General features: G+C 69.6%; 26 protein-coding genes. 4 read left to right on the top strand and 22 right to left on the bottom strand.

What is annotated here, in order from left to right; all coding sequences use genetic code 11:
• Positions 1-28 precede the first annotated feature (28 nt).
• The 3 genes from NR810_RS46450 to NR810_RS46440 form a co-directional block, all read right to left on the bottom strand.
• Positions 29-781 carry a PP2C family protein-serine/threonine phosphatase gene (locus NR810_RS46450; protein ID WP_257462153.1) on the bottom strand — a complete coding sequence of 251 codons (753 nt, stop codon included), beginning with the start codon at positions 779-781 and terminating at the stop codon, positions 29-31.
• A 145-nt stretch (positions 782-926) separates the two neighbouring features.
• Positions 927-2,606, bottom strand: a complete 1,680-nt coding sequence (locus NR810_RS46445; RefSeq protein WP_257462151.1) for a dipeptidase — start codon at positions 2,604-2,606, stop codon at positions 927-929.
• A gap of 77 nt (positions 2,607-2,683) precedes the next feature.
• Positions 2,684-3,028, bottom strand: coding sequence for a hypothetical protein (locus tag NR810_RS46440; protein WP_204222828.1), 345 nt, complete (start codon positions 3,026-3,028; stop codon positions 2,684-2,686).
• A gap of 228 nt (positions 3,029-3,256) precedes the next feature.
• Between NR810_RS46440 and NR810_RS46435 the strand changes: the two genes are divergently transcribed.
• Positions 3,257-4,888: a fumarate hydratase gene (locus tag NR810_RS46435; protein ID WP_257462149.1), complete on the top strand. Its 1,632-nt coding sequence runs from the start codon at positions 3,257-3,259 to the stop codon at positions 4,886-4,888.
• Between the two features lie 18 nt (positions 4,889-4,906).
• Here the strand turns inward: NR810_RS46435 and NR810_RS46430 are convergent, their stop codons facing one another.
• The 9 genes from NR810_RS46430 to hemL form a co-directional block, all read right to left on the bottom strand.
• Positions 4,907-5,302, bottom strand: coding sequence for a hypothetical protein (locus NR810_RS46430; RefSeq protein WP_257462148.1), 396 nt, complete (start codon positions 5,300-5,302; stop codon positions 4,907-4,909).
• Positions 5,303-5,350: 48 nt separating this feature from the next.
• Positions 5,351-7,261 (bottom strand): response regulator, encoded by a 1,911-nt coding sequence (locus tag NR810_RS52700; RefSeq protein WP_257462147.1) that lies wholly within the window; start codon positions 7,259-7,261, stop codon positions 5,351-5,353.
• Positions 7,262-7,285: 24 nt separating this feature from the next.
• Positions 7,286-9,073, bottom strand: coding sequence for an ATP-binding response regulator (locus tag NR810_RS46420; RefSeq protein ID WP_257462145.1), 1,788 nt, complete (start codon positions 9,071-9,073; stop codon positions 7,286-7,288).
• Positions 9,070-10,077 carry an ATP-binding SpoIIE family protein phosphatase gene (locus NR810_RS46415; protein ID WP_257462144.1) on the bottom strand — a complete coding sequence of 336 codons (1,008 nt, stop codon included), beginning with the start codon at positions 10,075-10,077 and terminating at the stop codon, positions 9,070-9,072. Before NR810_RS46415 ends, NR810_RS46420 begins: the two co-directional genes overlap by 4 nt.
• Positions 10,068-10,472, bottom strand: coding sequence for an anti-sigma regulatory factor (locus NR810_RS46410; protein ID WP_257462143.1), 405 nt, complete (start codon positions 10,470-10,472; stop codon positions 10,068-10,070). The genes NR810_RS46415 and NR810_RS46410 overlap by 10 nt, the downstream gene beginning before the upstream one ends.
• Positions 10,453-10,854: an STAS domain-containing protein gene (locus NR810_RS46405; protein ID WP_257462142.1), complete on the bottom strand. Its 402-nt coding sequence runs from the start codon at positions 10,852-10,854 to the stop codon at positions 10,453-10,455. The genes NR810_RS46410 and NR810_RS46405 overlap by 20 nt, the downstream gene beginning before the upstream one ends.
• An 8-nt stretch (positions 10,855-10,862) precedes the next feature.
• On the bottom strand, positions 10,863-11,732 hold the full coding sequence (locus tag NR810_RS46400; protein WP_257462141.1) for an STAS domain-containing protein: 870 nt from the start codon (positions 11,730-11,732) through the stop codon (positions 10,863-10,865).
• 231 nt (positions 11,733-11,963) lie between these two features.
• Positions 11,964-13,364: a serine/threonine-protein kinase gene (locus NR810_RS46395; protein WP_257462140.1), complete on the bottom strand. Its 1,401-nt coding sequence runs from the start codon at positions 13,362-13,364 to the stop codon at positions 11,964-11,966.
• On the bottom strand, positions 13,348-14,643 hold the full coding sequence (gene hemL / locus NR810_RS46390) for a glutamate-1-semialdehyde 2,1-aminomutase (RefSeq protein ID WP_257462139.1): 1,296 nt from the start codon (positions 14,641-14,643) through the stop codon (positions 13,348-13,350). Before hemL ends, NR810_RS46395 begins: the two co-directional genes overlap by 17 nt.
• 202 nt (positions 14,644-14,845) lie before the next feature.
• On the opposite strand from hemL, the gene NR810_RS46385 reads away from it, so the two are divergent.
• Both NR810_RS46385 and NR810_RS46380 read left to right on the top strand, forming a co-directional pair.
• Positions 14,846-15,916 (top strand): hypothetical protein, encoded by a 1,071-nt coding sequence (locus NR810_RS46385; RefSeq protein ID WP_257462138.1) that lies wholly within the window; start codon positions 14,846-14,848, stop codon positions 15,914-15,916.
• Positions 15,917-15,919: 3 nt separating this feature from the next.
• Positions 15,920-17,062, top strand: a complete 1,143-nt coding sequence (locus tag NR810_RS46380; protein ID WP_257462136.1) for a HEAT repeat domain-containing protein — start codon at positions 15,920-15,922, stop codon at positions 17,060-17,062.
• Here the strand turns inward: NR810_RS46380 and NR810_RS46375 are convergent.
• Together NR810_RS46375 and NR810_RS46370 are read right to left on the bottom strand one after the other, a co-directional pair.
• Positions 17,044-17,505 (bottom strand): SMI1/KNR4 family protein, encoded by a 462-nt coding sequence (locus tag NR810_RS46375; protein WP_257462134.1) that lies wholly within the window; start codon positions 17,503-17,505, stop codon positions 17,044-17,046. The genes NR810_RS46380 and NR810_RS46375 overlap by 19 nt on opposite strands.
• A 14-nt stretch (positions 17,506-17,519) precedes the next feature.
• The gene (locus tag NR810_RS46370; protein WP_257462133.1) at positions 17,520-18,206 is read right to left on the bottom strand and encodes a hypothetical protein; all 687 of its coding nucleotides are present in this window, start codon (positions 18,204-18,206) and stop codon (positions 17,520-17,522) included.
• A gap of 67 nt (positions 18,207-18,273) precedes the next feature.
• Between NR810_RS46370 and NR810_RS46365 the strand changes: the two genes are divergently transcribed.
• Complete coding sequence (locus tag NR810_RS46365) at positions 18,274-19,203, top strand: DUF6929 family protein (RefSeq protein WP_257462132.1); 930 nt, start codon at positions 18,274-18,276, stop codon at positions 19,201-19,203.
• 13 nt (positions 19,204-19,216) lie between these two features.
• On the opposite strand, the gene bamD is transcribed toward NR810_RS46365, so the two are convergent.
• From bamD to lspA (NR810_RS46325), 8 genes are all read right to left on the bottom strand, one after another.
• Positions 19,217-20,164, bottom strand: a complete 948-nt coding sequence (gene bamD / locus NR810_RS46360; RefSeq protein ID WP_257462130.1) for a tetratricopeptide repeat protein — start codon at positions 20,162-20,164, stop codon at positions 19,217-19,219.
• On the bottom strand, positions 20,164-20,502 hold the full coding sequence (locus tag NR810_RS46355; RefSeq protein ID WP_257462128.1) for a hypothetical protein: 339 nt from the start codon (positions 20,500-20,502) through the stop codon (positions 20,164-20,166). The genes bamD and NR810_RS46355 overlap by 1 nt, the downstream gene beginning before the upstream one ends.
• Before the next feature lie 51 nt (positions 20,503-20,553).
• A complete protein-coding gene (locus tag NR810_RS46350; RefSeq protein WP_257462127.1) occupies positions 20,554-20,931 on the bottom strand; it encodes a hypothetical protein in 378 nt (125 codons plus the stop codon).
• Between the two features lie 180 nt (positions 20,932-21,111).
• A complete protein-coding gene (locus NR810_RS46345) occupies positions 21,112-21,621 on the bottom strand; it encodes a KdsC family phosphatase (protein ID WP_257462124.1) in 510 nt (169 codons plus the stop codon).
• An 11-nt stretch (positions 21,622-21,632) separates the two neighbouring features.
• The gene (locus NR810_RS46340; RefSeq protein WP_257462123.1) at positions 21,633-22,643 is read right to left on the bottom strand and encodes an MXAN_5187 C-terminal domain-containing protein; all 1,011 of its coding nucleotides are present in this window, start codon (positions 22,641-22,643) and stop codon (positions 21,633-21,635) included.
• 42 nt (positions 22,644-22,685) lie between these two features.
• Entirely contained in the window at positions 22,686-24,002 is a 1,317-nt protein-coding gene (locus NR810_RS46335) for a prolipoprotein diacylglyceryl transferase (RefSeq protein ID WP_257462121.1), read from the bottom strand.
• 114 nt (positions 24,003-24,116) lie between these two features.
• Complete coding sequence (gene lspA, locus NR810_RS46330) at positions 24,117-24,734, bottom strand: signal peptidase II (RefSeq protein ID WP_257462119.1); 618 nt, start codon at positions 24,732-24,734, stop codon at positions 24,117-24,119.
• A 9-nt stretch (positions 24,735-24,743) separates the two neighbouring features.
• A complete protein-coding gene (gene lspA, locus NR810_RS46325) occupies positions 24,744-25,364 on the bottom strand; it encodes a signal peptidase II (RefSeq protein WP_257462118.1) in 621 nt (206 codons plus the stop codon).
• Between the last annotated feature and the right edge of the window lie 115 nt (positions 25,365-25,479).

Genomic DNA, 25,479 nt, shown 5'->3' with positions numbered 1-25,479 from the left:
GGAAGGGAGAGGAGGCAGGCGAGCGGCCTTATGCGTCCAATATCCGCACCACGATGCCCGTGATGTTGTCGGTGCCCCCACGCCTGTAGGCCTCGGCGACGAGCCGCTCGGCCATCTCCTGGGCCGAGCCCCCCTGCTCCAGCAAGGGCGTCATGACGTCCGGCGGCACCGGCTCGTACAACCCGTCGCTGCAGAGGATCAGCACATCCCCCGGTCGTATGGGGACGCGATTGCACTCGATCTCGACGCTGGCCTCCATGCCCACGGCGCCCGTCAACGAGTTGCGGTGCATCACGGCGAAGGGGTTCCTCGTATCCAGCCCCGCCTCCTCCATCTCCGCGAGCACCGTGTGGTCCCGCGTCAGCCGCCGCAGCACCCCGCCCCGCAGCAGGAAGGTCCGGCTGTCACCGAGGTTGCAGACGACGGCCTCCCCGTCCCTCAGCAGCACCGCGGTGATGGTCGAGGCCATCATCGACAGCTTGCCACTCTGGTGCGCGCGCACCTCCTGATGGGCCTGGCGCACGGCCTGGACGATGAGGCTCTCGGGTTCATTGGCCGGCTCGCCCTCCGACGGCGTGCCCGGCACCTGTTGGCCCTGCTGGGCGGACAGGAAATCAGCCACCGTGCTCAGCACGAGCTGACTGGCCACCTCTCCGCCCTCGTGTCCGCCCAGACCATCGGCGACCGCGAAGAGTCCCAGGTCGGACCGCTCGCAGTAGGAGTCCTCGTTGTTCGGCCGGCGGCCCACGTGTGTGGCCGCGCCGCTGTCGGTTCGAGACATGGCGGACCCCGAAGGTGTCGAGGCAAAGATGCGCATCCCGCGGCCAGTCTCGATCCACGATGACGCCGGGCCAAGGAGATAACGCCTCCCCGGCCCCCCGCTCCCCGGGCGCGGAAGCAGCACCGCGCCCGGAAGGCTCACCTCCTCACGGTGCCGGGGCGACCGTGGGCTTCTGCGCGGGCTTCTGCTCCGGCTTGGGCTCGGGCTTCTTCTCGGCGGGGATCATCAGGCGCGTGCCCGTGTCCCGGACGATGTGCCGGTACCACGACTCCGGGTACTTGGGATGGGCCACCTTGCCCGTCTCCTCCCGGACGTTGCCGTCGATGTACTTCACGAGCAGCTGCTCACCCAGCTGGCGCCAGCGGGCATGAACCTTGTCGCCCTGCTGCGTCGAGTACTCGGTGAGGTAGGTGCGCGCCTGCTCGGGCGTGCTCTTGTACAGCTCCAGCGCGTTCTTCTCGATGTCGGCCTGGTCCGCGAGGAACTGGCCCTCCAGCTCGCCCTGGGCCTTCTGGACGTCGACGATCATGTCGCTCCAGCGCGCGTAGGCCTGGTTGGACACCCAGTTGAACACCCAGAAGGACGAGTCCCAGGAGAACTGGCCGCGGTTGGCCACGCCCGTGGCGAAGTTCTTCGGGGTGCGGCGGATGCCCGCGTACATGGGCGTGTACACGGTGGTGAAGGTGTCATCCACGCCGAACCAGAGCAGGCCGCCGATGGGGTCCGGCATCCACGAGCGCATCTGCGCCACGAAGGAGAAGCCCGTCTGCTGCGTGGAGATGGCGCGCTCGTGGAGGTACTTCTTGCCGTCCACCTCAAACGACATCGGGCGCCAGCGGTAGGGCACGGCATAGGGCCCCGCGCCCACGTCCTTCGTCATGTCCAGCGGGGTGCCCTCGTAGTGGTCGCGCATCAGCGTCATCACGTCCTGCACGGCCAGCTTGCGGTCCGGCTTCACCCAGAGCGGCATGCGCTTGTCCAGGGACGAGCCGTCCACGTACTCCACGCCCATCCCGAGTGACGGCGCCGCGCGGCGGAAGATGCTCCACACCCGCGCCTCGCACGCGCGCGCGGACTCGAAGTCGAGCGGGTGGTAGGTGTCCGCGAAGCTGAAGTCCTTGTCCGCGCCGGTGAACCAGCCCTTCTCGCGCGCGAAGGAGATGACGTCCGGCGAGTAGAGGGTGTCCGGATCCTTCAGCGGGAACTGGCGGATGCGCGCCTGGTTGGCGTGCGCGGAGATGTACCCGTCCGGCAGCCGGCGGGCCACCCACACCGCGCCCTTCTGCCCCGCCCCCTTGCCGATCATCTCGAGGATCCACGCCTCCTTGGGGTCGGCGATGGAGAAGGACTCACCGGTGGAGGCATAGCCGTACTCGGCGACCAGGTCGGTCATGACCTTGATGGCCTCGCGGGCTGTTTTCGCGCGCTCCAGGGCGATGTAGATGAGCGAGCCGTAGTCGACGATGCCGTTGGGGGCCTCCAGCTCCTTGCGGCCGGTGAAGGTGGACTCGCTGATGGAGAGCTGGTGCTCGTTCATGTTGCCCACCACCGAGTAGGTGACGGGGGCCTCCTTGATGCGGCCCAGGAACTTGCCCGTGTCCCACTCGATGATGTCGCGCATGGAGCCGGCGGCATGGCGGCGCGCCGGGGTGAAGTACAGCTCACCGTACAGCTCGTGCGAGTCGGCCGAGTAGGTGATGAGCGTGGAGCCGTCCGACGACGCGCCCTTGGTGACCAGCATGCTGGTGCAGGCGAGCGCGGCGGGGGCGGCCAGGCCCGCCGAAACGGCCAGGGCCGGGAGGAACTTCGACAGGGGTCGGATCATGGCGGCGGATGCTACCAAGGGTCCTCGCGGATGCACCCTTCCCGTGCGTGTGTCCTACGCCCACCAGGCAGGGGAGCTCAGCCCCGCCGGGTGCGCAGGATGTCTTCCAAGCGCATGGAACCACAGGCGGCCGGGTGGATCTCCGAGACCCCCCAGTCCTCGAGACCCTGGCTGTCGATGAGCACCTGGGGCTTGGGCAGGAAGGCCCGGAAGCAGTCCTCCAGCCCCAGCTCCGCCGCCACCTTCCGGGCATGCTCGGCGCCGTGATGGCTCCACAGGTACAGGCCCGCCCCCCGCTGCGCGAGCTCACGCACCCGGAGCACCATCCGCTCGTGGGAGACGCGCTTGTCGAGGGTTCCCGGCACCAGTGTGTCCTCGGCGTCGAGGTAGATGGCCGTGGACGGAACGACAGGAGAGGTCATGGCGGACAGAGGATGGCACCCCTGGAGGCGCTGTCCAGCGCACCGCCCCCGGCCGCTCCCCCGGCATCCGGACGGAGCCCCCGACAACGGCTCGCCGGTCGCATGAGGGCAGGTTGTCGGCGTGTTTCCGGTAAGTTTCTCCGGCCGGGCGGCTCACGGCTGACAACCGGGGTCGAATGGGGACAGGCTCCCCGCTCCAGGTCCAGAAAAACGTTGGAGAAGGCCACGATGAACGACTTCCAGTTCCAGGACATGCTGCCGCTCGGCAAGGACGAGACGCCCTACCGGCTGCTCACCAAGGACTACGTCTCCACCTTCGAGGCTGGCGGGAAGACCTTCGTCCAGGTCGCCCCCGAGGCCCTCACGCTCCTCACCCGCGAGGCCATGCGTGACATCTCCCACCTGCTGCGGCCCGGCCACCTCAACCAGCTGGCGAACATCCTGAAGGATCCCGAGGCCTCGTCCAACGACCGCTTCGTGGCGCTCGAGCTGCTCAAGAACGCCAACATCGCCGCCGGTGGCGTGCTGCCCTCCTGCCAGGACACCGGCACCGCCATCGTGATGGGCAAGAAGGGCCAGTACGTGATTACCGGCGGTGGCGACGAGGCGGCCATCTCGCGCGGCGTCTTCGACACGTACCAGACCGCCAACCTGCGCTACTCGCAGATGGCGCCGCTCGACATGTACAAGGAGGTCAACACCAACAACAACCTCCCGGCGCAGATCGAGCTCTACGCGACCGACGGCGACGCCTACAAGTTCCTCTTCATGGCCAAGGGTGGCGGCTCGGCCAACAAGAGCTACCTCTTCCAGGAGACGAAGGCGGTCCTCAATCCGCAGAGCCTGCTGACCTTCCTGGAGTCGAAGATCCGCTCGCTGGGCACCGCGGCCTGCCCGCCGTACCACCTGGCCATCGTGGTGGGCGGCACCTCGGCCGAGTTCGCCCTGAAGACGGCCAAGTACGCCTCGGCCCGCTACCTGGACTCGCTGCCCACCGAGGGCAACTCGCTCGGCCGCGGCTTCCGCGACGTGGCCCTGGAGCAGGAGGTGCTCAAGCTCACCCAGCGCACCGGCATCGGCGCCCAGTTCGGCGGCAAGTACTTCTGCCATGACGTGCGCGTCATCCGCCTGCCCCGCCACGGCGCCTCGTGCCCGGTGGCCATCGCCGTGTCCTGCTCGGCGGACCGGCAGGCGCTCGGGAAGATCACCAAGGACGGCGTCTTCCTGGAGCAGCTGGAGACGGACCCGGCGAAGTACCTGCCGGAGACGAAGGACGCGGATCTGTCGGGCGACGTGGTGAAGATCGACCTGAACCGCTCCATGGCCGACATCCGCGCCGAGCTGTCGCGCTACCCCATCAAGACGCGCCTGTCGCTGTCGGGCCCGATGGTGGTGGCGCGCGACATCGCGCACGCGAAGATCAAGGAGCGCCTGGACCGCGGCGAGGGCATGCCGCAGTACCTGAAGGACTACATGGTCTACTACGCCGGCCCGGCGAAGACGCCCGAGGGGTACGCCTCGGGATCGTTCGGTCCGACGACGGCGGGCCGCATGGACGCCTACGTGGACCAGTTCCAGGCGCAGGGAGGCAGCTTCGTGATGCTGGCCAAGGGCAACCGCTCGCCCGCGGTCACCGAGGCCTGCAAGAAGCACGGGGGCTTCTACCTCGGCTCCATCGGGGGTCCGGCGGCGCGGCTGGCCAAGGACTGCATCAAGAAGGTGGAGGTGCTCGAGTACCCCGAGCTGGGCATGGAGGCCGTCTGGAAGATCGACGTGGTGGACTTCCCGGCCTTCATCGTCGTGGACGACAAGGGCAACGACTTCTTCGCGGACATCAACAAGCCCTCGAAGAAGTCGTGAGCGCCCCGGGGGTGGGGCTCAGTGCTTGAGCCCCGCCACGTGGGTGGTGGTGGGCAGGTTCTCCAGCCCGTGGGCGAGCTGGAAGGTGTAGCGCACGCGGGGCGCCGACTTGAGGCCCCCCATCACCTTGAAGAGGAAGTAACCGCGCTCCACGTTGTCCGGATCCGGCGTCACCTGCACCTGGAGCAGGTCGGTGGTGTCGAGCACCATCTCCCCCACCAGCCTCTTGCCCAGGATGAGCTGCACCACGGGCGTGCCGTTCTCCTCCGAGAAGAGCACCCAGTGGAGCGCCTCGGCGTCGTAGAGCCAGGAGTCCTCGGTGCCGATGCTGAGGATGCAGTTGGTGTGGTCCAGGATCCAGTCCCAGAAGCGGTCGAAGGGGAGTGCTGCCCCCGTCTCTGTCTCAATCGCCATGCCCCCCACATAGCGCAGGTTGGGGGTCCATGGGGATGACCGATGGGCCTACCCGGGCAGCCGCTCCAGCAACTGCTCCAGCTCGTCCGGCTTCACCGGCTTCACCATGTGCAGGTTGAAGCCCGCCTCCACCGCCTGTGTCCGGTGCTCGCCGCTGTAGCCCGTCAGCGCCACCAGGAAGACGTCGCCTCCGCCCTCGCTCTCGCGGATCCTCCGCGCCACCTGGAAGCCGTCCATCCCCGGCAGCCCCAGGTCCACCAGCGCCACGTGCGGCCGCAGGGAGGGGAAGAGCTGCACGCCCTTGAAGCCGTCCTCCGCCACCTGCACCTCGTGCCCCCACATCTCCAGCAGCTCGCGGAGCACCTCGCGCGTGTCCTCGTTGTCCTCCACCAGCAGCACCCGCCGGGGCGAGGGCTCCTCGGAGCTCGCCGTCCTCACCTCGGGCGCGGGCGCGGCCACCGCCTGCTCCGCCTCCAGCGGCAGGCGCACCACGAACTCGCTGCCCCTGCCCTCTCCCTCGCTGTGCACCGACACCTCGCCGCCGTGCAGCTGCACCAGCCGCCGCACCAGCGTCAGCCCGATGCCCAGTCCACCCCGGGACCGGTCCAGCTGCTGCTGCGCCTGGACGAAGAGCTCGAAGACGCGCGACATCAACTCCGGGCTCATGCCGATGCCCGTGTCACGCACGCGCAGCACCGCTTCCCGCCCCCGGGCGCCCCGCTCCACCGCCACCCCGACGAAGACGTGGCCTCCGGGCTCGGTGTACTTCCTCGCGTTGTCCAGCAGGTTGGAGACCACCTGCTCCAGCCGCGTGGCGTCCCCGTTCAGCCACAGGTTCTCCGAGACAGCGGGCAGTGCCACCTCCAGCCGCAGGTTCTTCTCCTCGAGGGCCCTCCGGCGCGCCTCCACGCCGTGCTGCACCACCTGCCGCAGATCCACCGGTGCCCGCCGCAGCTCGATGTGGCCCCGGTTGAAGCGCGACACGTCCAACAGGTCGTCCACCATGCGCGCCATGTGCTGGCTCTGCCGCACCATCACCCGCATCGCCTTGGACTCCGCGCCGTCCGGCTGCGTGGCCTCCGCCAGGTGCAGCGCGTTGACGATGGCCGCCAGCGGGTTGCGCAGCTCGTGCGCCAGCATCGCCAGGAACTCGTCCTTGCGCCGGTCCGCCTCCGCCAGGTCCGCCGCCCGCTGCCGCAGCGCGTCCTCCAGCTCGCGGCGGGGGGTGATGTCCGTGAGGACGCGCACCGCCCCCACCACCGTGCCCTCCGCGCCCTCCACCGGGTTGGCCGCCACGCGGTACCAGCGCGTCCCCAGACACGCCTCCGTCTCCTCGCGGCACGTCAGCAGCCCTCCACAGCTCGGGGGCAGCTCGGCCTCGGTCCCCGCCGCGGCCCGCATCAGCTCGTCGAAGGGACGCCCCAACACCTGGCCCTCGGACAACCCCAGCAGTGACACGAAGGCCCGGTTGGCGCGCATCACCCGCCCCCCGGGGTCCAGCAGGCACACCCCGTCCCCCAGCGAGTCGAAGGTCGTCTTCCACTGCAGCGCCGCGGCGCGCGCCTCCTCCTCCGCCCGGCGCATGCGCAGCAGCGAGCGCACCGTGGCCAGCAGCTCCGCCGAGTCCACCGGCTGCGTCAGGTAGCCGTCCGCGCCACTCTCCAGCCCCTCCACCTTGTTCTCGGTGCGGACGTAGTTGGCCGACAGGTGCAGCACGGCCATGCCCGACGTGCGCGGGTCCGCCTTCAGCCGCCGGCACACCTCGATGCCGTTGAGGTCCGGCAGCTTCACGTCGAGGATGACCAGGTCCGGCCGAGACTCGAGCGACAGCCGCAGCGCCTCGGCGCCGGTGCCTCCCTCCAACACCTGGAAGCCCGCGGCCCGCAGCATGCGCGTGACCGCATACCGGTTGGCGTCGTTGTCGTTGATGTTGAGGAGGATGGGTTCCCTATGAGACACGCGGCGGTCTCCTCAAGGGCTCGGTCAGGTAGGGGGGGAAGAGCCTCCGGGTCGGTGTCCCGAGCTGGACAGCGCCCGTTGGATGAGCTCGAGCGCCATTTCCCGGGTGAGCCCGCTCTTGGAGAGGATGCCCACGACATGGGGAAGGAGACGCCCGCGCTCCTGCTCGGTCAACGAGCGGCTGGTATGGATGATGACGGGAATCTGCCGGGTGGAGGGCTCGCGCCGGAGCGCCTCCAGCACTTCGAAGCCATCCATCCCGGGGAGCGACATGTCCAGCAGGATGGCGGCGGGCCGCACCTCACCGGCCAGACGCAGCCCCTCGGGGCCCGTCGCGGCCTCGTGGAACTGGAGCGAGGCCTCCCCCAGCAGGCGCTGGAGCAGGTAGCGGGCGACCTCGTCGTCGTCGATGATGAGAACCGTACGGGCATGCGTGGAGTCACGCTCCAACGTCTGGGAGGAGCCGTCCTCTTCCCCCTGCCCCTTCTGCCGCTGGGTGTAGTCGCGAGACACCGCCGCGTGGAAGGTGCTGCCCTGGCCCGGTTGGCTGTCCACCGTGAGTGCACCGCCCAGCAGCTCCGCCAGCCGCCGTGACAGCGGCAAGCCCAGGCCGGTGCCCTTGACTCCCTGCTGGTGGGGGCCTTCCACCTGTACGAACTCCTCGAAGATGCGCTCCTGGTCCTCCGGAGCGATGCCGACGCCCGTGTCCCGCACGGAGAACACCACCGTGTCGTTGGGGCCGGACGCCACGGAGACCCGAACCTCGCCCCGCTGGGTGAACTTGAGCGCGTTGGAGACGAGGTTGCGCAATATCTGCGACAGCTTGCGCTCGTCGGTGTGCAGCTCCGGCAGGCCCTGCGGCTCCTCGAAGACGAGCGAGACGCCCTCGTGCACGCGCAGCGGCCGGAGCATCCCGCGCAGCGCGCCGAACAGCTCCGTCACGGAGAAGTGCGTGGGCAGCACCTCCACCCGGCCGGACTCGATCTTCGCCAGGTCCAGCAGGTCGTCGATGAGCTCCTGCAACGCCTCGCCGGACTTGCGGATGAAGAGGACCTGCTTCTCCTGCTCGGTGTTGAGCGGCCCGTCGATGCGGTCCAACATCAACCGCGACAGGTTGAGCACGGAGCTGATGGGGGTGCGTAGCTCGTGGCTCACGTTGGAGATGAAGCGCGTCTTCATGTCCGAGGCCCGGCGCAGCGCCTCGGCCTTCTCCTCCAGCTCGGCGTAGAGGGCCACCACGCCGCGGTTGGTCTCCTCCAGCTCTCGGTTGAGCCGCTCCACCTCGGCCTTGCGCGCCTGCAGCTCCTCGAGCGTGCGCAGCAGCTCCTCGTTCTGCCGCTGCAGCTCGTCCGCGGCGCTGGCCCGCCGCTGCCGCTCCAGCTCGCCGCGCAGCTCCTGCACCACCTGGGTGGCCGGAGAGATGGCACGCGGCAGACGCTGGGCCATCTCCAGCAGGAGCCAGCCCTCGCCGTCCGGCCGCAGCGCAACCCGGTCCATCAACCGCTGCGCGGGAGCGAGCGCGGGGCCCGGCCGGAGCGTGTCCGGCGTACTGCCCGCGACGAGCCCATCGTTGGACGCCGATGCCTTCACCCGCACGAGCAGGGAAGGCACGGGCGAATCCTCCAGGAGGAACTCGATGTGGCCGTTGGAGCTGGAAGCGGCGAGCCGTGCCACCTCGGAGATGGCGGTGGCGATGCGCACCTGATCCTGCCCGTCGAAGCCCAGGGCCTGGGCGATGTGGCGCCCACGCTGCCGGGTGTTCACCACGTCCTGTCCGGTGCGCAGCTCGGCCTGGAAGAGAGAGGAGCTCAAGGCGAGCCCCCACCGGCCGCCACTCGCGCCACCAGCACGGTCGCGTCGTCCCGGCCCCGGGCGAAGTCCCGGTACAGCACACCGGCCGCCAGACTGGGATGACGGGCGAGCAGCCCGGGGTAGCCGTCCAACCGCCATTGGGTGGCCAGCCCGTCCGAGCACATCACCAGGGTGGACCCCGGACCCCACGTGTAGCTGAACTGCTGCATGCGGTGCGACTGGTGGCCCAGCGTCCCATTCATGGAGACCATCCTCTGGATGCCCTCCGGCGACACCACGGCCGCGGAGATGTTGCCCACCCCGGAGAAGTGCAGCCGGGACCCGTCCAGCGCCGCGAGGGCCACCGCCGCGCCCCGGGTGCTGTGCAGCTCCGGGTGCATGCCCCGCAGCAGCTCCACCAGCTCGTTGGGGCCCTGCTCCAGGAAGGACACCACCGCCGCGCGCGAGGCCCGCGCCGCCTCGGGCCCATGGCCCAGGCCATCGGCCACGAGGAAGAAGACGCGGTCCCCCTTGGTGTCCACCGCCCAGGAATCCCCGCACACCTCCTCGCCGGACTTGGGCACGCACACCACGCCCACGTCCACGGAGGACGGAGGCGGCTTGCTGGACCACATCTGCGCCAGCACCACCGTGCCCACCCCGGGCACGGAGTGGATGTCGAAGAGGGAGGCCATCCGCCGCATGGCGCCCAGCCCCGAGCCGCCGGTACCGGCGGTGGAGTAGCCGTCGCGCAGGCAGCGCTCCACGTCCGCCATGCCCGGCCCCTTGTCCACCGCGAGCATCTCCACGCCCACGTGGGGGCCGGCGTGGAGCGGGCGCAGGAGGATGAAACCCTCGCGCGCATGGGCGACCAGGTTCTTGGCCGCCTCGCTCACCACGAGCGCGACCTTGCCCTGGGCCTCCTCGTTGAACCCCAGGCGGGCGGCCAGGGAGGAAGCCGTCCGGCGTGCATGGCCCGCCTGGCTGCTCTCCGTGACTGCAATCGCCGTGGAGCTCACTTCCATCGCGTCACCGTGACCCGGGTTCCCTCCCCTACTTTGGAGACGATGTCGAACTCGTTCACGAGCCGCTTGGCGCCCCCCAGCCCGAGCCCCATGCCACCACCCGTGGTGTACCCGTCACGCAGCGCCAGCTCGATGTCGGGAATGCCCGGCCCCTGGTCCTCGAAGGACAGGCGCAGCCCCTTGCGCAGCCCGTCCTGGAGGACCTGCAAGGTCACCTGTCCTCCCTTGCCGTAGTCCAGGGTGTTGCGCGCCAGCTCGCTGGCGGCGGTCACCATCTTCGTCTGCTCCACGAGGCTGAACTTGAGCTCGGCCGACCACGTGCGCACCGCCTGGCGCACCACCACCAGGTCCTGAGACGAGCGGATGGGCATGACCTCAGTCCTCAAGACTTGCATCCAGGACCTCTGGCTCGGCCTCGTCGGCCTTGATGGAGGCCTGGAGCAGGGCCATGCCCTTCTCCACGTTGAGCGCGGTGCGAACTCCGGGCAGGGACATGCCCAGTTCCACCAGGGTGATGGCCACGGCCGGCTGCATGCCCACCACCACCGTCTGCGCGTCCAGCACGCGCGCCATGGTGGCGATGTTCCCCAGGATGCGGCCGATGAAGGAGTCGACCACCTCCAACGAGGAGATGTCGATGAGGACACCGCGAGCGCCGGTCTCGACGATCCTCGCGGTCAGGTCATCCTGCAGGGTCACCGCGAGCTGGTCATGCATGTCCACCTGGATGGTGACCAGCAGGACCTTGCCCATGCGGAGGATGGGAATGCGCTCCATGGGGCCCCCTAGACCTTGCCCGGCGCGCGCTGTCCCTGGCTGCCGAGGCTCTGATTGAGGCGCTTGAGGGCCCAGCTGAAGGCTCCGGCCAGGCTGGACTTGGTCACCACCCCCGCGAGGTCCACGCCCAGGTGGACGATGGTCTGGGCGATTTGAGGCCGGATGCCGCTGATGACGCACTCGGCGCCCATGAGGCGGGTGGCCGTCACCGTCTTGATGAGGTGCTGGGCGGTGAGCGTGTCCACGGTGGGCACGCCGGTGATGTCGATGATGGCGATCTCCGCGCCCGTCTCCACGATGCGCTGCAGCAGCGTCTCCATGACCGTCTGGGTGCGCCCGCTGTCCAGCGTGCCGATGAGCGGCAGGGCGACGATGCGGTCCCACATCTGCACCACGGGGGTGGACAGCTCCAGCATCTCCTGCTGCTGGCGGACGATGACCTCCTCGCGCGTGCGCTGGTGCACCTCGGTGGTGTAGAGGCCCATCTTGTCCAGCAGGAGGGTGGCACCCCACATCGCGTCAGCCACCGCCTCCGGCTGGCTGGCGAGCTCGCGGCGCAGCCGGTCGAACAGGGGCTGCTTGAAGCTGAAGATGAAGGTGGCCGTCTCGGACGGGGAGAAGCCCTGCAGGCTGCGCGAGCGCGACAGCCGCTCCAGCATGTCCCGCACGGACGCGAACCCGCTGCCGGTGATGTCGGTGACGTTGCCGTGCTCGGTGGCCTGCGTCAGCAGCCGGAGGAACTCGGCGCACTGCTCACGCAGCTCGCCCTCCTTCAGCAGCGCGTCGCGGCGCATCCCGCCGGTCGTCATGGACGTGAACCACTCAGTGAGCAGCTCGGAAGGGTACTTCTTGAGAATCTCGTGGATACGAGTGGTCAACGAATGCCTCCTGGAGGCCGCGTGTAACACACGAGACCCGGCGGTGACTGGGGCGAAAAATACCGTCCCACAGCGGCCCCACGGCAGTGTTCAATCCGAGATAGCCCCCGGGAAGAGCGCGAAATTCCCCGTGAGGAGTCGCTCCCTCGGAAGCAGCCTCCCCTAAAGGACCGGAGAAGCGGAGCTGAACCGCGAGGAACGGGGGGCCGCTGGATGCGACCCCCGCTCACATCACCGAAACAGCCACATGGCCAGGAAACCCGCCACGAGCGCGGCGAGGAACAGCCCGGCGGCGATCCCCCACGCCCGGGACGTAGCGCTGGCCGGCACGGGCGCCTCGTCCTCGCCGCCCTCCTCGATGGCCTGCACCAGCCCAGACGTCCCGTCCCGTCCCGCCACCGCCACCTCACCGGTGACATCCACGTCGAAGGCCACCCGCACCTCGCGCGAGGTCGCCGGCGTCTGGGTCCGGGCCTCGACGGAAGCCGGTGTCCGGGGCCGGGACTCCTCCACCAGCTCCACCTCGGCGGAGGGCACGAAGTCCGCAGGCGCGTCGAGCGCCCGGTGCTCGAAGGCCAGCGCGGTGGGGGGCGCGAAGGTGGGCAGCTCCTTCTCGGAGAGCGGATGCTGGGGCGAGGGATTGGCGCGCAACAGCTCCGCGAGCACCTCGTCCTCCACCGCCTTCTCCTTGGGGAAGGCCTCGCCCATCAGCCGCGCCAGGTCCGCGTCGTCCACCCCGGGCGCGTACTTCTCCCGCAGGGCGCGCAACGCCTCGGCGAGCGCCACCGCATCCGGGAAGCGGGCGCCGGGCTCGGCGGACAGGGCCTTCAACACCACCGCGTCCACCTCCGGCGGCAGCCCCTGGCGGTATTGTCCCGGCGGCTCCCATCTGGGGTAGGCCGCGCGCTTCCAGCGCTCGACGACATCCCCCTTCTGCGGCAGCGGGTGCCAGGCGAGCAGCTCCCAGAGCACCACGCCCGTGGCGTACACGTCGGCCCGCCGGTCCACGGGCTTCTTGCGCGCCTGCTCCGGCGCCATGTACGCGATGCTGCCCATCACCACGCTGGGCGCCGTCTGCGCCTCCTTGAGCGTGGACTGGGCGGCGCCGAAGTCGATGATCTTCACCTCGCCCGCGTAGGAGATGCACACGTTGGCGGGCGACAGGTCGCGGTGCACCAGGTGCAACGGCTGCCCGTGCTCGTCCGTCACGTCGTGCGCGTGGGCCAGGCCCTGGCACATCCGCTCGCCGATGAGCAGCACCAGGCCCAGGGGCAGCACCCGGCCCTGCTTGCGCAGCCGCCAGGCGAGCCGGTTGAGCGTCTTGCCCTGCACGTACTCCATGGCGAGGTAGAGCTCTCCGGCCACCTCGCCCATGGCCCACACGCGGGCGATGTTGGGATGGGACAGGCGCACCACCACGCGCGCCTCGTCCCGGAAGCGGGCGAGGAACTGCGGGTTGCCCGCCAGGCCGCGCAGCACCTTCTTCACCACGCAGGCGCGGCCCGGCCCCTCCTCGCGCGCCAGGAACACCTCTCCCATTCCCCCGTACCCGATGCGCCGCACCAGGGTGTAGGAGCCGAAGGGAATGGACTCCGGGCGCGCGAGCGCCTCCTGTTCAGACGCCTTGTCCAAGCGCGCGGAACGCCTTGCGGGCCGCCCGGAGGATGTGCGCCACCTCGGGCTCGTTGATGGACAGCGAGAGGAAGGCCGCCTCGAACTGGCTGGGCGGCAGGTACACGCCCTCCTCCAGCATCTGGTGGAAGAAGCGGCTGTAGCGCGCCGTGTCGGCCTTCTTCGCGCTCGCGTAGTCGAACACCGGCCCCTCGGTGAAGAAGACGGTGAACATGCTGCCCACGCGGTTGATGGTGACGGGAATCTTCGCCTCCTCCGCCTCCGCGCGCAGGCCCGCCTCGATTTCGCGGCCGACGAAGTCCAGGCGCTCGTACACGCCCGGCGCGCGCAGCGCCTGAAGGCTCGCGATGCCCGCGGCCACCGCCACCGGGTTCCCCGACAGCGTGCCCGACTGGTACACCGGGCCCTCGGGGGCGATCCTGGACATGATGTCGCGGCGCCCGCCGTAGGCCGCCAGCGGCATGCCGCCGCCAATCACCTTGCCGAAGGTGCTCAGGTCCGGACGCAGGCCGTAGACCTCCTGCGCACCGCCGCGCGCCAGCCGGAAGCCCGTCATCACCTCGTCGAGCACGAAGAGCACCCCGTGCGCGCGGCACAGCGCCTGGAGGCCCTGGAGGTAGCCCTCCTCGGGGATGAGCACGCCCATGTTGCCCACCACCGGCTCGATGATGGCGCAGGCGATGTCCTTGGCGCGCTGGGCGAAGAGCCGCTCCACGGCGCCGAGGTCGTTGTACGGGGCGGTCAGCGTGAGGCCCGCCACCTCCTTGGGCACGCCCGGCGAGTCGGGCAGACCCAGCGTCTCCACGCCGCTGCCCGCCTTGACCAGGAAGGGGTCACCCGCGCCGTGGAAGCAGCCCTCGAACTTGAGGATGTGGTCGCGGCCGGTGAAGCCGCGCGCCAGCCGGATGGCGGCCACGGTGGCCTCGGTGCCGCTGGAGACCAGGCGCACCTTCTCCACGCTGGGCACGGTGGCGCAGATGAGCTCGGCGAACTGCACCTCGAGGTCCGTGGGAGCGCCGAAGGTGGTGCCGCGCCGGGCCGCCTCGGTGACGGCCGCGACGATGGGCGGGTAGGCATGGCCGAGGATGAGCGGACCCCAGCTGCCCACCAGGTCCACGTACCGGTTGTCGTCCACGTCCGTCAGCCACGCGCCCGCGCCCTCCTTGAAGAAGACGGGTTCACCGCCGACACCACGGAAGGCACGCACCGGGGAATTCACTCCACCCGGGATACGCTCCTGCGCGCGGGAGAAGAGGGCCTTGCTCTGCGAGTGGTTCATGAGGGCTCCATAGCACGCGGCGTGTGTGCCCACCGGCGACACTCTTCCGTCATCGGCTGGCCGCTTGTTTCCCGCCATGCATTCGTCTACACCGCGCCGCCAGTTTCAGGTTTTACCGTTATCTGCGGGTGGGAGAACTTTCCACGGCGTCGGGTTTATACCGCTCCCGTGCCCGGATGCCTATACAGAGGGTCGGAGAGAGATGTCGAACGCCTCGCGAACGCCCGGGTGCGCCGGAGGAGCCCGGAGCTGGCGCCTCGCCGCCGCGCTGCTCGCCACGCTGGGAGCCCCCTCCGCCTCCGCCGTGGATGAGCGGCCCATCGCCGAGCCACGCCTCCCGAAGCTCACCTGCCACCAGGGTTATTTGAAGCGGGAGGCGCCGTACGGGCTCGAGGGCGTGCGCGCCGCCATCCAGCAGGCCCTCGCCGGAGGAGATCTGGCCGCGCAGCGCTTCCTGGAGGAGCGGCTCGCCGAGGTCATCGGAGGGGATGCCCGCGCCGCGCTCCAGGTGCTCGAGTGGGCCGAGGCGGCGCGGGAGCCCGAGCTGTCGCTCTACCTGCGCGCGGTGCGCGAGACGGAAGCCGTGCGCGCCCCCGAGGTAGTGGAGCGGCTCGCCCGCATGGCGGAGACGCACCCGGACCCCGACCACCAGGCCAGCGCGCTGATGGCGCTGGAGACACAGCACCGCTTCGAGCCGGCCCTGCTGGAGCGCCTCACCACGCTGGCCAGGAGGGACACGCTCGCCAGGGGAGTGGTCATGAACACGGTGCGCACCATCGGCCGGGTGATGGACAACGACTTCCGGCGTACCGGCGAGCTCGAGCCATACATGGGCGGGTTGCTGGAGGTGGCGCTCGACTCCACCGACTCCGATGTGCGGAGCCTCGCCCTGGAGATGGGCACCTACCCAAACGCGCGAATCGAGGGGAAGTCGCTCCAACAGCTGGCGAGGTTCCTGACCGAGGACCCCGCCCCCGGCGTGCGCGAGATGGCCGCGCTGGTGATGTCCTCGGGGCGTGACACCCAGGCCGTGCTGGGTGCCTTCCGCGAGGCCTTCCCCCGGGAGAAGAACGAATGCGTGCGCTGGGCCCTCGTGCGCTTCGCGATGCGTGCCGGAGGTGCCAAGGCCTTGCCGTTGCTGAAGGACTTCGCGCGGCAGGACGCGCGCTTCCAGCGGGACTACGCCGACTTCAAGGGGCTGTATGACGCGGGCCAGGTCGACTTCGACCGGGTCTTCCCTCTCAAGGCCATCCGCCACAGGTGCGAGGGGTAGGCGATGAGCACGGGAGAGGGGAAGACGTGGCTGGGTGCCGGAGTGGTGCTGCTCGCCGCGCTCGTGGGCCTATGGCTGTGGCGCTCGGGCACGGCGAGGGAATCCCCGGCCGAGGCGCGTAACACCGTGGCCTCGCGAGATGACGCGAGCGCGGGAGAGGAGCGGACACCGACGGCACCGGCTCCGGCCGCCGAGGAGAAGAGCATCCCGCCCGAAGGCCTCCTACAGGAGGTGCCGTGCGCGCTGGATTCCCTGGTGGAGGAGTATCGCCAGGGCAAGGACTCACCGGCGTACCGCCGCTATGTGGTGGAGCAACTGCGCGGCATCCTGGAGAGCCTGCCGCCGGAGCAACTGTGGGCGAAGGTGGAAGCGGAGCAGGACCCCGAGGTGCTGGAGGCGCTGTCGGCCCTGTGGGTGACGCGCTTCAACCTGACGGGAGAGCGGGGTGTGCTGGAGCGGGTGGTGGACAAGGCGGCGCGCGAGTCGGATCCGAGGCGCCGGGCGGTGATGGTGCGCTCGCTGAGGGCCATGGGCGAGCCGGCCAGCGAGGTGCTGGCCAGGAGCGAGTCCACGCGCCACGCCTATCGCGGGTGGGTGAAGGACGCGGCGCCCGAGGTGCGCGAGGCGGTGGTGGGGAACCTGAAGGACGAGGCCGGGCGCAACTTCGGGCGATTCCAGGGAGTGGCGGAGGAGGCGGTGGCGCTCGCGAAGGAGGCGAACCACCCCGAGACAGCGGCGGGGTTGTTGGGAGCCTCGTCCATCGAAGCGGCGCGAGCGCCTGCGGTGGACACCGTGCGCGAGCTGTTCCAGCGCTCCGAACACCCGGAGGTACGCGCGGCGGCGGCGAAGGCACTGGGTACGGTGTCGGTGGGCGAGGCCGGGCGGACGATGCGAGCGCTGACGGAGCGCTTCGCCACGGAGCCCACGAGCGAGGTGCGAAGCGCCATGCTGGAGAGCATCGCGCGGCTGGGCCTCTCGAAGGCCGAGCCAGTGATGCGGAAGTTGAAGGGTGTGAGCAAGGAACAGGACGAAGAGATCGATACCTGGCTCAAGCTGTTGGCCTCACAGCCGCAGACGTGGAACCTGCTGCTGCGCGACAAGCAGGCACAGGAGCACCGGCGGAGGCTTCACCCTCTCAGCCAATAGCCTGGGCTGCGGGCTCGTAACGCCCCCTCCAAGAACTCAGAGAAGGAGCCGGCGAACTGACGGCAGTACTCCATGTTCGGCCATGTCTCGTGGTCACCATCGATGATGGGGTAACACCCATGCTCCTGCCGGCTCACGTCGATCAACACGTAGTTGCCATCCTGCACGTCGCAGATGGCGTACAGGGAGGCAGGCCCGCGTGAATCCTCGTCTCTGCCTCGGAGGGCCACACGTGCCCGGATGATCTCGGACAGAGGCAACATCCGGTAGGGACAGTCCGGCAGTGGCTTGATCAACTCCGCGCCGTTGCAATGCAGATAGAAGGCACGCAGCTCCGGGTCCAGCGTCCAACCCACGCGCCGCTCGAACGCATCGAGCTGCTCGAGGGTGGCAGGCGGGTACGGGAAGTGATCACGGGAGACCTCATCGAGGAGGTCGCGCATGGACGTTGGCATCGTCATCGGTCGATGTTGGGCAGGTCGGCCTCCACCGTATTCCAGGGCGGGCGCCCCTCGTAACATCGGGGGTACTCCTCGTTGTAGACCCCATGGATGTCGGGCTGCGCGGGCATGACGTTTCCGAGGTCCGTCGGATTGCCTCCATGCCAGAGGTCTCGCATGTGATGCCCTGGCCAGTGGGTGTTTCCGCTCTTGGGCCACTCCCCGTAGATATCGGCGAACTTCCGGCGAAGGCCCTCCCGCGCGTTCTCCCACTGCTTGCGCAAGGGCTCCTTGTCCGCCGGTTTCAACGTGGGGAAGTCGCAACAGCAGTGGTAGAGGGCATAGCGACTCCCGGCTTCGAGCGGCATGACGGGACCCCGCCAGTCGTACTTGATATCGGCCAGCCACATGCAGCCCATGAGCCTGCGGCCCAGCTCAGCGCATTCCCGCTGACAAGACGCCATCCACTGCCTGTTGCACTGCCAGGGGCCATAGTAGAAGGTCGCCCTCAACGCACTCGCGGAGGAATACTCCTTCCATGGCCCCTCCCACTTTCCAGGCGCGGCTCTGGCTCCAGGGGATGGGGTCACATTGTTCGGGTGGGTGATGTCGCGCTCGGACAGGTAATTCGTCACACACCCGCTCGAGGCCCCCCAGCACAACACCACCAGCGCGATGACCTGCCGGACGACATGAGAAGTCATCGAATCACCCCAGAAAGAGAGTTGGGGTGAGGATATCGCCACACCACGGCCCTTCCCGAGGTCCCCCATGCTCCGTCTCACCCAGCGCCGGAAACTCACCCTGCAATCGCCCGAGACGCCGGGCGGAACGGCGCACGTGTCGGCCGCGAGTGGCCTCGTGCGCGCCGGGAACTGGCTCCACGTCGTCGCGGACGACTCACTCTTCCTGGCCACCTTCCCTCGGGAGGGCGAGGCCCCGGGGCAGCTCTCGCGCCTCTTCCCAGGCGAGCTGCCGCTGGAGCCCAAGGCCCGCAAGGCACTCAAGCCGGACCTGGAGGCGCTCTGCCTGCTGGGAAGCCTCGACGGCGCGCCGCACGGGGCGCTGCTGGCGGTGCCCTCGGGAAGCACATCGGTGCGGATGAAGGGCGCGCTGGTGCCGCTGGCGGAGGACGGGAGCATCGGCGGCCCGGCGCGCGAGGTGGACTTCACCAGCGTCTACGCGCAGCTCACCCGCGAGCTGGGCCCGCTCAACGTGGAGGGCGCGGCGGTGGCGGGCGTGCGCCTGCGGCTGCTCAACCGCGGCAACGGAGACCAGGGCACGGACGCGGTGGTGGACCTGGACGCGGGCCGGGTGCTGCGCACGCTCGGGGCCGGCGAGCCCCTACAACCCGACGTGGTGCGCACCGTGCGCCGCTGGGAGCTGGGCCGCGCGGGCAACGTGCGCCTGTCCTTCACGGATGCCTCGCCGCTGCCAGACGGCCGCCTCGTCTTCACCGCCGCCGCCGAGGACACCCGGGATGCCTACGCGGATGGCGCGGTGATGGGCTCGGCGGTGGGCGTGCTGGCGCCGGATGGAACGCCGCTGTTCCTCGACGGCGTGGATGCGAAGGTGAAGCTCGAGGGCGTGGACGCGCGGGTGGAGCAGGGCCGCATCCACCTGCTGCTCGTGGCGGACGCGGACGACCCCCACGTGGCCGCGCCCCTGTTCGAGACCGTGCTGGAGGGCGTCCCGGCCTAGCCGCCGGAGCGCCTCAGTCGCCGTGGTCGCGAGCGGCTTCCTCGGCCGAGCCGCCGACGGCCTCCACCGAGGAGCGGTGCCTTGCCACGGGAGCCCGGCTCTTGTGCTCGAAGGCGGACGTGTGGCTGATCTCGGCCGACGTCGCGGCGATGCGGCGGCGGGCCCGGGCGATGGAGTCCTGCACCATGGCGGGCTCCGGGTGGGTCTTGAGGGCCTGGACCCAGGTCTCGATGGCCTTCTCGTTCTCCCCCGCCTCGGCCTTCAGCTTGCCCATCTCGAAGGTGGCGTGCGGAGCGAGCTCCGAGTCCGGGAAGCGGGCGATGAGGTCCGCGTACGTGCGCGAGGCCTCCTGACGGAAGCGCTGCACCTCGGGCGTGCCGGGCTGGGCCTGCGTCGCCTGCATGTGCAGCGCCTGGGCTTGCAGGAAGAGCGAGTCGTCCACGAAGGCGCTGGTGGCGAAGCGCTCGGCCAGCTTGCGCGACTCCAGCACGCACTGCTGGTAGTCCTGCAGCTCGAAGTACAGCTTGGCCACCTGGTAGTGCAGCTCGGCGCCCTGGGGCGGGTTGCGCGCCAGCGCCGCGGTGAGCTGGTCGATGGCGCCACGCAGGTCCCGGAAGTGCACGCGCAGCAGCTCGGCGAGCACCACGCGGGCCTCCAGCGCCTCGGGTGACTCGGGGCACTGGACGATGAGCTCCTTGTAGACGCTCACCGCCTCCTTCACCTTGCGCATCTCCAGCCAGTACACGTCCGCGGCGCCCTTGAGGGCGCGGGCCTTGATGACCTGGGCCTGGGCGGAATCGTCGATGCGCAGGGCGTCCAGCGCCTTGCGGTACTCCACGAGCGCCTCGTCGGGGCGCTTCTCGAAGATGGCATCGCGAGCGCGCTGCATGTGGTCGGTGGCGCTCGGCCGGGAACAGCCGGTGGAGAGCGAGAGGGCCAGGAGCAGCATCAGGCGTCGCACTAGCAGGCCTCCGGGGTGATGCGGACACACTGGGTGTTCTCGCAGCGGATGCATTCCTCGAAGGAGTCGGTGTCGGTGACGCACAGCGACACGCGCGAGGAGCGGGGACAATCCTCGGAGGCGGTGCAGCGCAGGACGTCGCCCTGGACGTCCGTCACGGGCACCACCTGCTTCGAGGCGCACCCCTCGGATGAAGGAGTGTCGCAGCCGAAGAGCCCGGCCGCGGCGGCAAGGACGAGTGCTCCAATCCGGGTTCTCACGGGGCGGGAGTTGTAGCCGGATTCGGCGGCGCCGTCACGGAAGGGCGAGCCCGCCCGCCCGCTCTCCACCCTTGCCACACCGTGCTTCGCCCGTGCTTCGGGAGAATCCCCGGATTCGGCCGGGCGCGGCTAGTTGCTCAACCGGTCCTGCCGGGTCGAGGTGAGCTCCACCGACGCCATGCGCCGGCGCCTCTGCAGGTCGCGCGCCTTGCGCTCCTGTTGCTCCAGGTTCCTCGCGATGCCCATCAGGTGCTCGTCGGCCACGCGGCACTGGATGGCCGACACCCGCTGGTGCCGCTCACCCAATTCCTGCCACAGGTGCATCTTGGCCTGATTGCCCAACAGACGCGTCTCCACCTCGTCGAGCGCCGCGTCCATGCGCTTCTCCTCGGCCAGGTCCTCCGCCAGACGTGCCTGCGCGTCCTCCGGGGGCGCCGCGCATCCGCTCGCCAGCCACAGCGCCACCGCCGTCAGCCCGAGCCACCTGCGCCGCGTCCCACCTGCCATCGCCCACCTCGGAGTCCAGTGCGTTTGCCTGCTCACATCCGCGAGCACCCGTCCGGGTCCTCGCGCGTGGCGCAAACTAGGGAGCACCCCCCCACTGGACAACCTCCCCCCCGCATGACACGGACGTCACCTGCCGGGGCGGCTTCCAGGACCGGACAGATGGCCCGCCTTCCAGGACGCTCAGGGCACCTGCCGGTGACGGAGGATGAACTCGCACACCTCGCGCGCCGCGCCGAAGCCCGCCGGCCGCTGCGCCACATAGTGCACTTGTGAACGCACCTCGTCCGGGGCCTCGGGGGGCGCGGCCGAGAACCCCACCGCCTTGAGCAGCGGCAGGTCCACCAGCTCATCCCCCATGTACCCACATCGGTCCGCCGTCACCTTCAGGAGCTCCAGCAGCTTCTCGAAGTGGGCCACCTTGTCCTGGCTGCCGAAGTGCACGTGCTTGAGGCCCAGCGACTGCATCCGCATCTGCGCCGAGAGGCTGTCGCCGCCGGAGATGGCCGCCACCTCCAGCCCCGCCTCCTGAAGCCGCTTGATGCCCATGCCGTCGCGCACGCTGTACATCTGCGTCCAGCCGGAGTTGGGCACCCAGAAGATGCGCCCGTCGGTGAGCGTGCCGTCGATGTCGAAAATCATCACCGACAGGCGGCTCACCCTCGACTTGAGCGACTCCAGGTCCTGGTTCATCCGCGCACGCCCTACTTGGGAACGGCCTTGAGAACGGCCTTGCCGTCCTTGATGACGACCTTGAACTCCACCGACTTGGCGCCGTGCTGCTTCATCAGCTCCGGCACCTGCTTGCGCAGCGAGGCGGCGATGGAGTCGTAGCTCATCTTCGAGGTGTCCTCCTTGTTGTTGCGCTTGGCGGCGACGTAGGCGTTGTAGACGGACTTCAGCTTGTCGTCGGACAGGTCGCTCGCGCCACTGGCGGCGGGAGGACGCGGCGCGGCGGGGCGCGCGGCGGCGGGTGTCCCCGTCCCCGGACGCGCGGCGGGAGGACGGGCCCCCACGGGCGCCACGGGAGGAATCGCGGGCGCCACCGGCGGCACCAGCGGCGCCACCGACGGCACCAGCGGCGCCACCGAGGGAATCGACGGCAGGGGCGAGCCACGGGCCGGCGTCCCCGCGACGGGTGCCACCGGAGGAATCAGCGGCGCCACCGACGGCACCAGCGGCGCCACCGACGGCACCAGCGGCGCCATGGACGGCGGCTTCACCTCGTCCACGTCGAAGTCGGAATCGGGCAGCTGCGTCGCCCCGGTGCCGCGAGCGGTGGGCTTCTTCTCGACGCGGCGCTTGGCCTTGGCGACGTCCCGCTTGTACGTGCCGTTCTCGATCTCCTGCAGCGTGCGCGTCCAGAGCCGCTCGTAGCTCATGAACTTGCTGTGGATGGCCTGCACGCGGAACTTCGCGCCCGTGTTGCGCACGAAGCTGCTCTTGAGCTTCTCCACACGCTTCTTCAGGTCCTCGTGCACCCGCGTCGGCGGGGTGCGGTCGATTCCCATGAAGTAGTGCTCGTAGGTCACCTTCAGGGCCGCCAGATCGGCCTCGATGGCGTCACACTCCTGGAGGGCCACCTCGCTGCCCGACTTCGTGGGCATCCCGGACTTCGTATCCCCATCGTTCGCGGCCAGCCTGGCGGACGACTTCGTCGAAGCTCCGGGCTTCGCGACCTGGTTCTTCGTGGACGACTTGGGCTCGTACGGCATGGGCAACCCCGAGTGTCCCCAAGACGGGCCCGCTTATCAACCTCAGGCAGGGCTCGGTGTCGGACCGACGCCAGCCGTCTCGCCTGCCCTGCGAATCCGCCGGTACAGCAAAGTCGCACCAAAGGTGAACATGCACAGGGAGATGAACTGGCTGGTGGAGATGTTGTACCAGGCCTCCAGCGGCACCGCGTCCGCCAGCCCCCGGGCGCCCAGGGACTCGAGCAGGCCGTGCAGGGTACCGCGCTCGGTGTCGCCGCGGAACAGCTCCACCGTGGTGCGCAGCACCGCGTAGCTCATCAGCCACAGGGCGAAGATCTGCCCGTGGAAGCGGCGGAAGCGGCGCGCGTACAGCAGCACCACGAAGAGCACCAGCTGGCCGATCGACTCGTAGATTTGCGTGGGGTGTACCGGCAGGGTCGTGCCGTGCTGGGCGACCCATTCGGAGATGCGCACGGCACCGGGAGCCGCCTGGTGGAGGATCTCCCCGGAGGCCTCCACCACGTAGCGCGAGTCCTGCGCCTGCGACTGGAAGGCCAGGCTGGAGGTGCCCGTGAGCCGCCCGAAGATGTCCCGGGCCACCCCGGAACCCGGGAAGTGGGCCGCGAAGCGGGCACCCGCCGCGGTGACGTCACCCCAGCAGCACCCGGCGGAGAAGCACCCCAGGCGCCCCAGACACTGGCCCAGCGACACGGTGGGGATGGCCAGATCCGCCAGCCGCAGGAAGTCCATGCCGTTCTTGCGCGCGAAGTAGAAGGCCGCCAGGCCCGCGCCGATGAGGCCGCCGTAGAAGACGAGCCCGCCGCCCAGCGAGAACACCTGGGACCAGTCGCGCGAGTAGTCCTTCCAGTTGACGAGCACGAAGAGGACGCGGCTGCCGACGAGGCCCCCCACCAGCACGTAGAAGGCCAGGTCCATCAACGCCTCGCGCTTGCGAGGGCCCTCGACGTCCACCCACTGGCCGCCGCCGCGGGCGTCCGGCACCCACATCATCTTGCGCCACTCCTCCTGCGCCAGCCGCGAGGCCACCGACGTGGCCGTCAGGAAGCCAGTGGCCAGCAGGATGCCGTAGGTGTGCAGGGGCAGCCCCTCGCCCTTGCCGCCCGGGATGGCGTCCGCGGGCAGCGCGTACTTCAGGCCGAACCACGCGAGCACCGCCCCGATGGCGCCATAGACGAGAGCGCGCACCAGCCGCTCCTGCCGCGTGGGAGGAGGGGGCTTCTCGCCCTGGGCCTTGGGGGTGCCCTCGGCGCCGCGCCAGCCGTTGTGGGCGATGTACGCCACCACGCCGAGCGCCAGGGCGTACAGGAACAGCTGGGACCAGAGGGAGGTGAAGGTGAAGTGGACGAGGACGGGGAGCATGAACAGGAACCTTGAGCGGGCGCGAGGCCGTGCAGGTTACCTGTTCACGGCGAACTTTTGCAGTAGGGAGTGGCGGCCCGGGGCCGGAGCGCCAGCACGGGGAGCGGCCCGCCGTCAGGAACGGGCCTGGGCGGACTTCTCCTCCGCGGGCTTGTCCTTGCGCACGAAGGCATCCACCAGGAGCAACCCCACGCCCACGACGATGGCCGAATCGGCCACGTTGAAGGACGGCCAGGCCGCCTTGTCGTACCAGTGGGCCTCGAGGAAATCGATGACGAAGGCCCGGGCGATCCGGTCGATGTAGTTGCCAATGGCCCCACCCAACACCAGGGGCAGGCCCCACAGGGCCCAGCGCTCCTGGGGATCCTTCCCACTGAGCTGGCTGAAGTACCAGGAGATGAGCACCACCGCGCCGATGCTCACCACGTGGAAGAGCGGCCCGCGCACGTTGGGCGGCAGGTTGCGGAACAGGCCCCAGGCCGCGCCCGGGTTCTCCGCGTAGCGCAGGCGGAAGAAGGACGGGGAGACCTCGATGTGGCGCTTGGACCGATAGTGCAGTCCATCGAAGCCCTGGGGAGGGGGCTCGCCATACATCGCCGACAGGCGCTCGCCGAGCGTGGGCCTGTCATCGAAGCGGGTGGTGAGCTCGCGGACGACGAGGTACTTCGTCCACTGGTCGAAGACGATGACGCCGAGCGCCACCGTCAGCAGGAGGAGGTATTTGCGGGGCACGGGTGCCGCTTATACCACCTGCCCCCCCGGCGTCACGGATTCCACGGGCCCGCGTGCCCGGAAGGAGTCCAGGAGCAGCAGGCCCACGCCGATGCAGATGGCCGCGTCGGCCACGTTGAAGGTGGGCCAGCGCATGCCAGGCTGGTTGCGCCAGTGCCAGTCGATGAAGTCGATGACGTAGCCGCGCAGCAGCCGGTCCATGAAGTTGCCCAGGGCCCCTCCGGTGACGAGCGCCAGCGCCCAGCGCACCGACTTCTGCTCCGGGGTGAGCCGCACGTACATGAAGAGGATGAAGCCGAGCGCCACCAGGCTCACCACGTGGAAGAAGGGCCGGCGCACGGACTCGGGCAGGGTGGCGAACATGCCCCAGGCGGCACCCGGGTTCTCCACGTAGCGGAAGTGCCAGTAGTCCTCGATGAAGCGGTAGGGCCGCGTGGACCGGCGGTACGCGCCCTCCACCGGCGGGTCGTTGTCCAGGTTCTGCTCGGTGAAGAACCCCTCCAGCCGGGCGAGGCCCGTCCTCCCGTCGAGAGCCTCCGTCAGGTGGGCCACGGCCAGGTATTTGGTCACCTGGTCGGCGGCAAGGGTGGCGAGGCCCACGAGGATCAGGACGCGGAAACGATGCACCATGAGGCCTCCACGTCTACCTTGGTGACTGGGAGTCTGACAACACGGCCCGGAATACGACCGGGCTGCCAAGGGGTTGACTCGCTTACAAGCCCCCAAGTGGGGCATGGTGGGGATG

It is taken from the genome of Archangium lipolyticum (assembly GCF_024623785.1).
GTDB classification, from domain to species: domain Bacteria; phylum Myxococcota; class Myxococcia; order Myxococcales; family Myxococcaceae; genus Archangium; species Archangium lipolyticum.
The sequence above is the reverse complement of the archived record's forward strand: the minus strand, read 5'-3'. Positions and strand labels throughout refer to the sequence as shown.